Origin of the sequence: Niallia sp. Kr1 (assembly GCF_050389805.1) — a bacterium.
In the GTDB taxonomy this organism is placed as follows: Bacteria; Bacillota; Bacilli; order Bacillales; family Cytobacillaceae; genus Bacillus_BD.
This window is the reverse complement of record NZ_CP130945.1, coordinates 1,645,420-1,658,383: the sequence shown is the minus strand read 5'-3', so window position 1 is coordinate 1,658,383 and position 12,964 is coordinate 1,645,420. Positions and strand designations below refer to the sequence as shown.

General features: G+C 36.3%; 12 protein-coding genes. 4 read left to right on the top strand and 8 right to left on the bottom strand.

Annotated elements, in window-relative coordinates:
* Positions 1–62 precede the first annotated feature (62 nt).
* Positions 63–1,265: an MFS transporter gene (locus Q5760_RS08265; protein ID WP_428911717.1), complete on the bottom strand. Its 1,203-nt coding sequence runs from the start codon at positions 1,263–1,265 to the stop codon at positions 63–65.
* Positions 1,266–2,026: 761 nt separating this feature from the next.
* Here Q5760_RS08265 and Q5760_RS08260 point away from each other — a divergent pair.
* Complete coding sequence (locus Q5760_RS08260) at positions 2,027–2,167, top strand: hypothetical protein (protein ID WP_428911716.1); 141 nt, start codon at positions 2,027–2,029, stop codon at positions 2,165–2,167.
* A 579-nt stretch (positions 2,168–2,746) separates the two neighbouring features.
* Here the strand turns inward: Q5760_RS08260 and Q5760_RS08255 are convergent.
* The 5 genes from Q5760_RS08255 to Q5760_RS08235 form a co-directional block, all read right to left on the bottom strand.
* Positions 2,747–3,409 (bottom strand): cell wall hydrolase, encoded by a 663-nt coding sequence (locus tag Q5760_RS08255; protein WP_428911715.1) that lies wholly within the window; start codon positions 3,407–3,409, stop codon positions 2,747–2,749.
* 512 nt (positions 3,410–3,921) lie between these two features.
* Positions 3,922–4,599: a DUF421 domain-containing protein gene (locus tag Q5760_RS08250; protein ID WP_428911714.1), complete on the bottom strand. Its 678-nt coding sequence runs from the start codon at positions 4,597–4,599 to the stop codon at positions 3,922–3,924.
* A 213-nt stretch (positions 4,600–4,812) separates the two neighbouring features.
* Positions 4,813–5,772 carry a helix-turn-helix domain-containing protein gene (locus Q5760_RS08245; protein ID WP_428911713.1) on the bottom strand — a complete coding sequence of 320 codons (960 nt, stop codon included), beginning with the start codon at positions 5,770–5,772 and terminating at the stop codon, positions 4,813–4,815.
* A 286-nt stretch (positions 5,773–6,058) separates the two neighbouring features.
* The gene (locus Q5760_RS08240) at positions 6,059–6,490 is read right to left on the bottom strand and encodes a MaoC family dehydratase (protein ID WP_428911712.1); all 432 of its coding nucleotides are present in this window, start codon (positions 6,488–6,490) and stop codon (positions 6,059–6,061) included.
* Positions 6,468–7,262, bottom strand: a complete 795-nt coding sequence (locus Q5760_RS08235) for an enoyl-ACP reductase FabI (RefSeq protein ID WP_428911711.1) — start codon at positions 7,260–7,262, stop codon at positions 6,468–6,470. Before Q5760_RS08235 ends, Q5760_RS08240 begins: the two co-directional genes overlap by 23 nt.
* Before the next feature lie 478 nt (positions 7,263–7,740).
* Here Q5760_RS08235 and Q5760_RS08230 point away from each other — a divergent pair, with 478 nt between their 5' ends.
* The 3 genes from Q5760_RS08230 (at position 7,741) to yidC (ending at position 10,125) form a co-directional block, all read left to right on the top strand.
* Positions 7,741–8,481: an SDR family oxidoreductase gene (locus tag Q5760_RS08230; RefSeq protein WP_428911710.1), complete on the top strand. Its 741-nt coding sequence runs from the start codon at positions 7,741–7,743 to the stop codon at positions 8,479–8,481.
* A 547-nt stretch (positions 8,482–9,028) separates the two neighbouring features.
* Positions 9,029–9,316: a hypothetical protein gene (locus Q5760_RS08225; protein ID WP_428911709.1), complete on the top strand. Its 288-nt coding sequence runs from the start codon at positions 9,029–9,031 to the stop codon at positions 9,314–9,316.
* 32 nt (positions 9,317–9,348) lie between these two features.
* Complete coding sequence (gene yidC, locus Q5760_RS08220) at positions 9,349–10,125, top strand: membrane protein insertase YidC (RefSeq protein WP_428911708.1); 777 nt, start codon at positions 9,349–9,351, stop codon at positions 10,123–10,125.
* A gap of 73 nt (positions 10,126–10,198) precedes the next feature.
* Here the strand turns inward: yidC and Q5760_RS08215 are convergent, their stop codons facing one another.
* Both Q5760_RS08215 and codA read right to left on the bottom strand, forming a co-directional pair.
* On the bottom strand, positions 10,199–11,350 hold the full coding sequence (locus Q5760_RS08215; RefSeq protein ID WP_428911707.1) for a PucR family transcriptional regulator: 1,152 nt from the start codon (positions 11,348–11,350) through the stop codon (positions 10,199–10,201).
* Between the two features lie 90 nt (positions 11,351–11,440).
* Positions 11,441–12,736 carry a cytosine deaminase gene (codA, locus tag Q5760_RS08210; RefSeq protein WP_428911706.1) on the bottom strand — a complete coding sequence of 432 codons (1,296 nt, stop codon included), beginning with the start codon at positions 12,734–12,736 and terminating at the stop codon, positions 11,441–11,443.
* Between the last annotated feature and the right edge of the window lie 228 nt (positions 12,737–12,964).

Genomic DNA, 12,964 nt, shown 5'->3' with positions numbered 1-12,964 from the left:
CCCTATCAAAAAGCTAAACCGAAGAAATTTCCGCATCTACCTACTTAAATAATCTATTGATTTTATCGATTTAAGGTAACTTCTAAATCCTGCTTTGGTGCTTTTGTTCCACTTAATACCCAAACAATGGCCAATAAAATTAAACCGATGGAACTTACAGCTAATGGGAAACGACCAATGCCCTGATTGAAGATATTTTGAACAACTTGGAAACCAAATGGTCCTAAAATTCCGCCAACACCTTGAGCGGCAACCACCAAACCAACACCAGCAGAAGTAATGGCGGCAGGAGTAATATCAGAAACCCTTGCAAAGATTCCTGGAAGCCCAATTCCCATTCCAGCTCCCCCGATAATGCTTCCTAAAAAAATAAGCGTTAAATTTGGTGAGACATAGCAGATGGCCATTCCAATTCCCGTAATTAGAATCCCAACAGGCATATACATTCTTGGCAGCATATGCTTAAATCTTCCAAAAACAAATCCTGCAAGTAAGGTACCAAATGTAAAGACAGAAATTGCCATTCCGGCTTCGGTTGCATTTCCTAGGTTATCTGCTTGAATCACAACAGAGATATTTGTAACGTAGCCAAAAATTAAAGCAGAATAGAACACTTGAGCCAAAACAGTCCAGTAAACCGCTTTTGGCATTTTAACCTTTTTCTGTCCTTCAACATTTGATGTATTCGAATGCTCTTTCTTCTCAGGCTCTGGAAGATAAAGGAAAGTAACCGCCAAAATCCAAATAGGAAATAAGTAAGTTAGGAAACCATATTGCCATCCGTAAGCATCAGCAAGCATTCCGCCTCCTAGTTGGAAGAAAATGGCCCCGATACAAGCAATCGTTGAAGTTCCAAAACCAATTAAGAAGTCTTTCTCCCTTCCTTCAAAGAATTCCGTGATGATATCAACGGAAAGCGGCATTGTTATCCCAACACCGAGACCTAATATCCCACGTGCCGCGATAATCAAAGGCAAGCTATCAATGAAAGTTGGAAGAGTTCCACCAATAATAAACAGCGTTAAACCTGTAAATAACAAGGTTCTCTTATTAAATCTTTTCGATAGTTTCCCATAAAATAGTGCTGGAATGATTTGGATTAATCCAGGAAACGTAGCAACCATCATGACAATGGTCGGATCATAATTTGGATAAGCATTAATGATATCAGCCAAGATTGACCCAGCTACACCTGCTGCAACATCCTGAAACGCGATTATGACAACCAGAAACATAAGCATTTTTTTCCCAACACTTCTTCTCAAACCTTTTCCCCCTCGTATTAAGATAAATCTGAAATACTTCCTTATCCTTTTGTTTCGTTATTCTTCTCCTGTATTTTTTGTTGGCCATCAAAAAATACAGTTTCGAATCACTACTAAAATTTTACTATCACATTTCTGATCAATTAGTTCTCGTTGTTAAAAGCGCTTTCTTCAACTAACTGTAATATTAATTGCAGAGTTCATATTTGTCAATATTTTCTGAAAATTAATAATTAAAACTTTTAGGAGACTTTTATAATATTATTTCAATAAAAAATCTATCTCGGTGACAAAATAATTTTATCAAGAAACAGCACCCATAATAACCCCTTATGACATAGTTATATTCTCTTTTCGGTTGTCGTAACGTGTAAATCAAATTTTCAAACCAACGAAAGAAAGAAAGTTATTAATATAATTTATTGCATGGTATATATTTATTTTTCTCCACTCGATTATTTTATTATTCAAAATTTATCGACATATCGGAACCCAACAACTAGAATTATAGCTAGGATTTCAGAATAAAATCTAGCTCATTATCAAAAACGAAAAAGGCAGAAGTAAAATTATAGTTTCGCAAATTGATGATAGTTAAATACAACAATCACGAAAGCTATTAAGGATTTAGTTAATGCACGATTTCAGAATTTGGGAAGTATGACATTTTAATAAAGTGTGCGGGTGGTACATTTGGTGCATATGGCACGAGTGACCACATTAATATGGAGGATTGGGATCGAACATTGACTTAAACCTTAATGACACACTACATCCAAGCCAGAAATTTTACCACAATCAAAAAACAAAAATATGGAAAAATCATCAACTTCACTTCAATGGGAGCATTTGATGCCTACACAGTTGTCTTACATTACCATGCTGTTAAGGCAGCCGTTTGAGAGCCTCACTCACAACCTTACATTCGAATTAGCACTGCAATGTAAAATCATCTGGACCGGAGCGTGTTCAATTTTACGGAAACCTTAGCTAAGAAAGAAATGCTAATACAGCGGATGGGCACAGCTAGAGATTGCCGGAGTCTGTTTATTTTTAGCTTTTGGTTTATCTGATTATGTAACAGGTCAAAAATTTGTCGGTGGCGGGATGAGAAATATCCTTTCACAAAACTCCACATTCCTCGCTTCCAATGATAACAAACTAGTAAACCAATAGACTATTTTGACCAAAACTCAAAAAAATCGGTTTCCAGTGTTATAACGGAACCGATTTTCTATGCTATCAGCTTCACTTTGTCATTCCTTTCCGGTAACTACCTCATATATTGGACGATAGAAAACTTAATACAGAAAGGAATCCTTTTTAGCCTAAATATAATACATCGCTTGTATATTAGGCTCTCTTTTCATTCATATAGATATTACCTAATAGCATTTATTGATTGCCAAATATAGGTTTGAGGAAAAGAACCCCTGCCTACTTGAACCAAAATGAAACAGGAGAACCGTCCCCCTGTTTCACTACTTGGCAAAGACGTGGTTTCCGATTGATGTTACGACTTCACGGCTGCGAATCCAATTGTCTGTTGCAATTTCTGGATTGTAAAAGTAAATGGAGTCATGTAAACGATCGTCTCTTGTCAATGCTTCGTCTACTGCTTGTTTTGACTCTTCTGATGCCGGTTTATTGATTTCACCGTTTTGTACAGGTGAAAAGGCATAGGCGTTGCCTACCACTTCAGTAATAACATTTCTCACCGTATCTGGAAATTCAGGAGACTCCACTCGGTTTAAAACAACCGTTGCAACAGCTTCTTTTCCCTCAAAGGGTTCGCCTTTTGCTTCCGCTTCTACTAATCTAGCCAGCAAGTCTTTTTCTTCAGTTGTAAGAGAAATCGCTGGTTCTGCTGGTTCCTCTTTTTTTATTTCTACTTTCGGCTCAATCGGTTGATCTTCATCCACCTGTATTAGTGTAGACAGCGGTAAGGCTGCGTTTTTTTGTTCTAATATCTGCATGGTTTCATCGATAAGAATCACATTGTCTGTCAGATCATTTTTTACGACATCAATAGTGCCTCTCTCTTCTATTGCGGCCTTGACCGTAACCGTAGGATGATTTACCCCTATAAATGCAATTACAGCTGCACAAGCAGTAATGAATGTTTTCATGTATAAATTTTTCATAAGTGCAATAACCTCCTCGTAAACACGAATGTTATAACACTAACATGAGCTTGTATACCTTTGACAGAACGATAAGGTTACATTTCTTTAGGGTTTCATGAATAACATTACAGCTAAGGTATGAACATGATATACTGCCTATAGAACTGTAACATTAGAACCATATTTAGATAACAGAGGAACATTTTGACATTCTTTTTACCTACAATTCCCAGTTTTATTTAAAGGCTTTATCTTATCTTTCATTTAACACATTCTTAACATGTTTCCCATACCATGTTAAACATCATTTGCGAATATATGATTTACTTTTTTTGTTCTACACTCACCCAGTCGACAAGTCACAGGGGCTTGTCCCCAAATTTCTCCTTGAGAAAACGCCTCATGGACTTTTTTCGCTACTTTTCCCAATTTTTGTCCTTGAGAACCTGCTCAGCTCATAGACCTTTTTTCACCGCTGCACTCCCAACCTTTCATCCACAACTCCATCACATAAAACCTTTCGAGGTGTTTCAATATTTAAGAACAAAGACAGGTTGATTGGGTGTCCATTCAGCATACAGAACGGTTTTAGGATCCTTAATATTTTGCGCAGTTAATTGCTCCTTTAACCATTGATGATGAAGGCCATATTCTTGTAGATTTTCATGAACAATCTTTCCATCAAGTATTAACGTGATCGGTAAATGGACTGGCTTTACAGGCACATTTAAATCACTTGCTTTTGGTGTATCGTATTCGAATTTTGGAAGCACACTGACCATACCATTTGTTTCTAGTATGGCATATTCGATTTCCTGAATGGAAAAGTAGCCTTGTTGTCTTATAAGACTTAACAGTTGATTGATATCCATTTTACTTTTCTTTAATGAGTCATGTAGGATTTTCCCCTTATGGATTATAATATTCGGTTCACCTTCTAGAAACTTTCTTGTAGATTTAAACTTGAGCGTAATAATTCCCATTAAATAAATAAGGATCCCCCATACGAGAGCTGCAAAAATGATTTCACGAAGTCTTGTCTCGTGGTCATATATGGCGTTCCCGACTAATTCCCCTAATATAAGCGCCGAAATAAAGTCGAAAGGCGTAATCTGTGAAAATTGCGTTTTCCCTAATACTTTAAGAACCAAAAATAAAATAACTAACCCTGAAACTAGCTCAATTGCAACAGAAACATAATGATTCATATCAAAAATACCTTCCTCTTTTTCTCCTCCCCATTATGGAATCATTCTCCTGCATTTATACTTGAAACAGGGGGGACGGTTCTCCCGTTTCATTTTGTACAAATCTTAAAATGTTGAGTGTGCTTGTGAAGCCATTAATAGCTTAAATTCCTTATTGGAAATTTTTATGATGATACATAACCCAACGTGAAACAGGAGAACCGTCCCCATGTTTCATCCCTTCATCACCTGCTCGTACCAATGATTCTTATATTCTTCCTTTTTTAAATTCCATAATGTTCCATAAATCACTTGGTAAAAATAGCCTTCAAATGTGGATTTGATTTTCCCCATTTTATACATAAAAATGACCTTTTTAAAATCAGTCAGAATCCGTTCCATTATGTCTTCTAGACTCGCCATTAAACTCACTTTTTTATGGGCTAAATGTATTTTTGCCCAAAGCTTATAAATATCGTTCGTATGAAAATAAGGCTGTGCTGCTTGGATAAAGTCTTTGTTCACGTAGTTTGGTAGAAAACTAGAATCAAAGTTTTTTTCATAGTTTGGCTTAAACGTAACTTGAACTTGTTGATCGATCTCCTGGCTTAAAGATAGATTTTGATCTTCCTTTTCATTCGAATTTGATTGAGTATGTATATTTTGACTTAGATCCTCTTTTGTTACGATTGTTTCGTTACTCGTAACAGGATGACATAAAGGCTGTCTTTGCTTCTTTTCGATAATACGACTTTGTTTATTCTCACAGAGTGAACTTTGTTTACTCTCTGCTTTATTAGGAGTGACAATTGCAGTGACATCCTGGGGTGACACCGGCTGTAAAAAGGAATCAATCTTTTCAAAAGGTTGAATCACACAAAGATTAACCCCCTGCTTCCCATTCATTCGAACGGTTGGAATTTTTGTAATAAACCCAAGATCCTCTAGCGTTTTAACAGCACGAATCACCGTTCTGCGACTTATACCAATCGCTTCAGCAATCGTTTCGTATTTGGCAAATGACACCCCAACGACTTTCACGGAGTATCTCCAAATAAAATTCAAAACCTTCACCGCTCCATCAGACAAGGTCGATTTGAATCTATATAAAAATCCACGAACCGCCTGATCCATGTCCTCAACGCTTTTAAATGATTGATACGTTTTGATCGTGTCATAGTTTAGCTTTTCCATTATTTATATTCCTCCTGCTGGAATCCCATTGTCGTTGTAAAAAGGCATACTTCTACAACCCAATGTATAAAAAGACACAGGATTTGTACATTTACCTAATAACGCGAAAGCAGCGTGAAAAACACCAAATGGCGGGCGAATTTGCTCATTTGCCCCGCGAATTTGTGCATTTGTACGCTACAAAAGCAAATTTGGTATTAATTTTAAAAAAGGTACCAGCGTATAAAGGTAAATGAGTAAATGAATCAAGAACTCATTTACCACCCTTATACGCTGGCACCTCATGTCATTTTCTCTCCAGTGATTTTTTCATGACCAAAGCCTCTCCGTCTACGACCTTTTCGTTAAGCTGATTCCATACCTCTGTTTTCAATCTGATGAATTTCTTATCATCTTGTTTGTCAATCACTTTGACGGTGGCGTTTATCGTATCCCCAATTTTCACAGGTGCTGTAAATGTAAAGCTTTGTGATAAGTAAATGGAGTTTGGTCCCGGAAGTTTCATCCCAAGAACGGTTGAAATAAAGCTGCCTGTTAAAAGGCCATGGGCAATCCGATCCTCAAAAAAGGTCTTAGATGCAAATTCTTCATTGATATGCATCGGGTTAAAATCACCAGTCAATCCTGCAAACTGATAAATATCAAATTCAGAAATTGTTTTAGAAAAATTCGCTGTATCTCCAATCTGAATATCCTCATAGCTCAACTCTTTTTGCATCACTGCCATCTCCTTTAACACTATATCCAGCATCCACATAAATGGTTTGACCCGTGATCCCGGTACTCATGTCACTTAATAGAAAAAGAGAGGCATTTGCAATTTCTTCCCGTGTTGCGTTTCTTTTTAAAAGGGAATGCTGACTGGAGTAATCATATAACTGATCAAATTCACCAATTCCACTAGCAGCTCGTGTTTTTACCGTTCCTGGTGAAAGAGCATTGATCCGAATTCCATATTCGCCTAAATCTGCAGCCAAATATCGGACACTACTTTCAAGCGCTGCTTTTGCCACGCCCATGACATTATAGTTTTTGACTACTTTCTCCGAGCCATAATAGGACAGCGTCATAATCGAAGCATGACGATCTTTCAACATGTGATGTGTTCTTTTCACGATATCGGTTAGTGAATAGACGCTGATCAACATGGAATGTAGAAATCCTTCCTGCGATACATCCATATATTTACCTGATAGTTCGCCTTTTTTCGGACCTCCCGCAACCGCATGGACAATGAAATCAAGCTCGCCATTGAAATGACGATCTAGTTTCTCAATCATCGTCAAAACTTCTTCCGGATTCGTTACATCCACCCTTTCATAAAATAGACTTTCGATGGATTGGAACAAAGGAATAACATATGATCCTGTTTTTTCATTTTGATACGTAAAAGCAAGTTGTGCGCCCTCATCCGCTAAGCGTTTAGAAATGTCCCATGCAATACTCTGCTCATTTGAAACCCCAAGAACTAATCCTTTTTTTCCTTCCATTAACCTCTGCATAGCAACCTCTTTTCTTTCATGAAGAATTTAATTTTCCAAACCCATTCAATACACCGCTCATTTTTCACAAATCTTAATCTAAGATGAATGTATTCCTTAGAAAATGGAGGATATCAAAAGCTAGTTATGTACCTAAATTCACGAAAGAGACAGATTAAATGGTTTTAAAAATCAATACATCTAAATATATAAAAAATCATTCTATTTATGCTTTTTTTAATCAAAAAGAAAATGGCGCCAGGCACCTTCCATTTTTTGGAAGTAACCAGTCACCTATTAATTTTCAAGATAATCAAGCTTGCTTTTTTCTTCATTTCTTTGTATCGTTGATGTTGAAAATTTATATTTTTTATATTTTCGGAATATTAAATGAATCGATTTGGTATCTATCTGCCCTTGGTCACTTAGCTAGAAACAATAGGCTGCTAAGGTAATAGAAATCTATTTTAGATAAGGATGGTTTTATATGTCTACTATTCAAAATAAAGTTGTAATAATTACTGGAGCATCTAGCGGAATAGGCGAAGCTGTTGCAAAAGAACTTGCTTCTAAAGGAGCTAAGTTGGTGTTGGCTGCTCGTCGTGAAGACCGGTTATTGAAATTACAGAGTGAGATTAATCGAAATAACGGACAAGCTATTTATAAAGTGACAGACGTGACTTCTCCTATTAGTATGGAAGAACTTGCTGAGGTAGCTCTTAAGGAGTACGGAAAGATTGACGTACTGATTAATAACGCGGGGGTTATGCCACAATCAAAGCTATATAAGAAAAAAATTGATGAGTGGGACAGAATGATTGATGTCAATATTAAAGGTGTCCTATACGGGATTGCAGCTGTCCTACCATTCATGAGGGAACAAAAATCAGGGCATATTATTTCTCTTTCTTCTCTTGCCGGATACGGAGTGTGGCCAGCCAGTTCCGTTTACAGTGCAACCAAATTTGCCGTACGTGCCATTATGGAGGGGCTTCGAAAAGAAGAGTTTAAAAATAATATTCGAACTACTATTATCTCTCCCGGAGCTGTTAATACTGAATTAACCGAAACTATTACAGACACACATCTTAAAGAAGCATTTGATAAAATTTATCAGGGTGCCATTGAAGCAGACAACATCGCCCGTGCCATTGCCTTTTCCATTGAACAACCCCATGATGTTGCGATTGGTGAATTGATTATTCGACCAACAAGCTCAGAGCTATAGGCATTAGGCGGATTATCACTTTATTGCTATAGTGACGATAAATAGGGACTTTCAAAATCAAAGGACATTCGAGAAAGCCCCCACTTTTAATTTATTCCTAATTGTTATAAGGACTTTTTCAAAGCCATAACAGGATACTATCAGGGTCCAACGGTCCCCCAATTAATAGCGCATGGACTGAGCAAAGCGATTCAGACAATCGAACCTTTTGAAATAATGACAGAAGGTACAGATATTCCGGTGTTAACATGGCTACTAAAAGAAGACTTAACATCAAACTAGTTCCTGCACAACATTCGCCATTAATTTTGAAAATTGGAGAAGACATCTAGGACTGAGACTTATTGATCAGTCTTTTTTTATTAGCCAAGATGCTTAGCGTTGTTTATTCTATGGGTAGCTAAATTGTCCTTTCACCTATTTTCCATGATACGTCAGAACCGCCGCTGTGTTTCAAAGTGGAAGATAAGTTTTCCATTGCATATCAGAAAGAAAACTTATATACTTGCAACAGTCACGTATTGATTGAACTATTGAGGTGAAATGATTGTTAGAACTATTGTTAGACTTAGTTAACGGTCAAACTGATTACTCGATGATGATCGGGTTATTGATTGGCTTTTCCTTTCAATTTATTTGGGTCTTTAAAACTGAATACAAATTAGTTCAACACATTCATTCCCCATCAGCTATACAAATGGCAAAAAATTCGCCTAAAAGGTTGAATACATGGATCTATGTGGATAAACGAATCATGTGGATCGTTAAAATTATACGAAGAAAAGAAAATCCAGGTGAAGAGTCAGATTTATCTATTTCCAAACCAATTTTTTAACTATTACAATCAAAATTGGAGGAAATAGACATATGCTGAAAAAGAAAAATAGGATTATCTTTATATTTATTACGTTTACTATATTGTTATTATCTGCATGTTCTTCTGAAAGTGGTCAAAGTAGTGACTTTTTTAATCATTATTTTGTTGGTCCATTCACTTCTTTAATTATTTGGACTGCCCATCTTTTTCATGATAATTATGGGATTGGGATTATTTTAGTCACGCTTCTTATCCGTTTTGCTTTATTCCCATTCATGCTTAAACAGTATAAAACCCAATCTACAATGAAAGTAAAAATGGATAGCTTGAAACCGGAAATGGAACAAATTCAGAAAAAGTTAAAACAAACAAAAGATCCAAAAGAACAGCAAAATCTTCAAAGAGAATTAATGGGTCTATATCAAAAACATGGTGTTAATCCTTTAAACATGGGGTGTCTCCCTTTACTGATTCAAATGCCCATTTTAATGGCCTTTTATCAAGCGATTCGTAACTCCCATGAAATAGCGACACACTCATTTTTATGGTTTAATCTTGGACAGCCTGATCTTTGGTTAACTTTACTAGCGGGTATCGTTTATTTTGTACAATTTAAGATATCTCAAACGAATCTTCCATCAGCTCAACAAGAGCAAATGAAATTCATGGGACTTCTATCTCCCATTATGATTATGGTCGTTTCGTTTAATGCACCTGCTGCACTCCCCCTATATTGGGTTGTGGGTGGACTGTTTATTATTTTTCAAACCTACATTGGTCGCAAAATGTATTCTATACCCGAATCAAAAGCGCTGATAAAATTATAATGTACAAAAAAACCTGTCAAAAGATATTTTGACAGGTTTTTCTAGCATCCAAAATTCTTAACTTGTCTTTTTATTACCTGACAGAAATTCGTCTATCCAAAAACCGATAAATATTCAAACTATTTAACATATCGATCCGAGTATTAGGATCATCTAAATCAATTCGAAAGAGCTCCTTTATTTTGTCAAGCCGATAAACACAAGTATTTCGATGAATATATAGCTGTGTAGAGGTTTTGCTAATATTACCATTATTTAAAATATAAGCTTCTATTGTTTGTAGAAAAAAAGTTCGATTTCTTTCATCATATTCTTTTATTTCCTTTAGAAAAGAGTCAGCATATTCCTTTATTTCATCGAAGTCTAACGCATTCAAAAGCAAACGAGGAAAACCAAGTTCTTCGTAATCAATAATTCTTTTTTCCTTCGTGCAAAGAGGAATGGACTTGACGGACTTCAAATAGCTGCAGTGGACATCCGATAAAGAGGTGCACGTATTGCCAATTCCCATGTATAACATATCCGGATATTTTTCACTTAACATAGAAAATACAGATTTCATTAACTTTTTTGCTTTTTTAATAGAACTAGGAACAGCAAAGGTCAACGTGATGATGTATGGACTAAAAATCATGGTCAGAAAATGAATATGGGGATCTCCCAAATTCAATTGTAACGAAACCTCTATCTGTTCAAGTTTCGAGGGATCCTCTGAATATAAGGTCGTAATAAAACAGTTATCATCCTCATGGATGCCAATATGTATCATATACTCTTCAAAACCTTTTTGACTAGGGTTTTCAGAGAATAGGATATTATAGAAGAAATGATTGATATAATCCACTTTCTCTTGTTTATGAATAATATAAGTGCTGATATCTTTTGTTATATCCAATATTTTTGTACGATAGTCCATCTCGAACAAAGGAAGCTGTTCTTTATTGGAAAGATTGATGATTTCTTCATTTAAGAGGGATTCATTTTGCTCATTTTTAAGGACCACAACAGCGGACAAATGTTTTGTTGCAGCCTCTTCAACAATTTGCAATACATTTTGATGATTGACCACAAACATTATTTCCCCACCATGGACCCAATCTTCTAAAAATGGTGTGGTTAACACATATACCCACGTTACTTGCCGGCCCAAGCCAGCTTCACCGGAAACTAAGTGAATATTTTTAAATGATGGAATTTTCATAAGCTCGTAACATTGTACCAGCATAAAAACACCTCCCTATTTATACTATTCTACCATAGGGAGGTGATGAAGCTCATATGACTATTTTTTGAAATAGACTGACATTTATCACAATTAATAAGCAGGAGTTAAAATTTTTCCTACATTACTTTGACTAACTTTTAAATAGTTAAGATTTGTGTCAATCACTTCTGGTGCGCGACGGAAAAGGAAGTCTCCATTACGAACAGAGGCTGCTACACTTACACGACGTACCACGGCATCAAAAGGAGTTTTTGCATTCAGAACAATAAAGTTGGCCGGTTTTCCTACTTCAATGCCATATTTATCAGTAAGCATCATTGTTTTTGCACCATTTACAGTAATCAAGTCAAGAGCATTGTCCATTTCTTCAAATGTCATCATCTGTGCGGCATGAATTCCGTTGTCAAGCACATTCATCAAATTGCCGCTTCCTGCTGGATACCATGGATCTTCGATACTATCCTGTGCAAAGCAAATGTTCATACCCGCTTCGTTAATTTCCTTTACTCTGGTTATCCCACGACGTTTAGGATATGTATCATAGCGACCTTGCAAATATAGATTTTCTGTTGGACAAACGATGAAATTAATATTAGAAAGACCTAATACTTTCATTAATTTAAATGCATATGCATTATTGTAGGAACCCATTGCACATGTATGAGAAGCAGCTGTTTTTTCACCAATTCCTTCCATATAGGCTAAAGTTGCAAGCAACTCTAAATAACGTGATTGTTCATCATCGGTTTCATCACAGTGAACATCAATCATTTTGTCATATTTAAGGGCAAGATCGATGGTTGTATGGACACTCTTTTCACCAAACTCACGGGCAAATTCAAAGTGCGGAATTCCACCGACACAATCAGCACCCATTTTAAGCCCTTCTTCTACCAGTTCAGCCCCACCTTTATAGGCGTACATCCCCTCTTGCGGGAAAGAGACAATTTGGATAGTGACAATGTCTTTTAACTCTTCTCTTAATTCCAATAACGCCTTTAATGCTGTTAAATTTGGATCTGTCACATCCGCATGAGTACGAATAAATTGCACCCCCTGCAATACTTCTGCTTTAATTGCCCTCTTCGCTCTTTCTTTAATTTCTTCAACGGTCAGGTCATTTTTTGTTTCACTCCAGCGCTGGATCCCTTCAAATAAAGTACCAGTATCGTTCGTAGCACCTTCTTTACGAGCAGTGTATACATAATCTAAATGAATATGAGGATCTACATATGGAGGAACCGCTAAATGGCCGTCCATATCAATAACTTCTTCGCATTCTACCTGAAGATTCGGGCCTATTTCTTTAAAAACTCCATTTTCCACATAAAGATCCACTGCTTCTTTTTTGCCTTTTAAGTGTACGTTTTTGTAAAGCTTTTTCATTGTTTGAACCTCCCGATTAAGTAGTTTGGTGAAACTTGATCCGTTTTTAAAGTGAAATAAATAACGGTATGACTACACTTTAATTTTTTTTCATCCCACTGTCATTGGCAGAAACTATAAAAAAGAATGGAGTTCGTTGTGTATAAAAAATCCAATGAAAAGCCAAAACAGTTGTCTATTTTACACATTGTTTTCAAAAATTCCTGGGGATAAAATAAAGAATAAGTG

Excerpts from the sequence above, each read along its gene's own strand:
- Q5760_RS08245 (WP_428911713.1), bottom strand. The coding sequence starts at position 5,772 with ATGGAAAAGCTAAACTATGACACGATCAAAACGTATCAATCATTTAAA.
- codA (WP_428911706.1), bottom strand. The coding sequence starts at position 12,736 with ATGAAAAAGCTTTACAAAAACGTACACTTAAAAGGCAAAAAAGAAGCA.
- Q5760_RS08260 (WP_428911716.1), top strand. The coding sequence starts at position 2,027 with ATGACACACTACATCCAAGCCAGAAATTTTACCACAATCAAAAAACAA.
- Q5760_RS08240 (WP_428911712.1), bottom strand. The coding sequence starts at position 6,490 with ATGCAAAAAGAGTTGAGCTATGAGGATATTCAGATTGGAGATACAGCG.
- Q5760_RS08235 (WP_428911711.1), bottom strand. The coding sequence starts at position 7,262 with ATGGAAGGAAAAAAAGGATTAGTTCTTGGGGTTTCAAATGAGCAGAGT.
- Q5760_RS08250 (WP_428911714.1), bottom strand. The coding sequence starts at position 4,599 with ATGAATCATTATGTTTCTGTTGCAATTGAGCTAGTTTCAGGGTTAGTT.
- yidC (WP_428911708.1), top strand. The coding sequence starts at position 9,349 with ATGCTGAAAAAGAAAAATAGGATTATCTTTATATTTATTACGTTTACT.
- Q5760_RS08230 (WP_428911710.1), top strand. The coding sequence starts at position 7,741 with ATGTCTACTATTCAAAATAAAGTTGTAATAATTACTGGAGCATCTAGC.
- Q5760_RS08255 (WP_428911715.1), bottom strand. The coding sequence starts at position 3,409 with ATGAAAAATTTATACATGAAAACATTCATTACTGCTTGTGCAGCTGTA.
- Q5760_RS08215 (WP_428911707.1), bottom strand. The coding sequence starts at position 11,350 with ATGCTGGTACAATGTTACGAGCTTATGAAAATTCCATCATTTAAAAAT.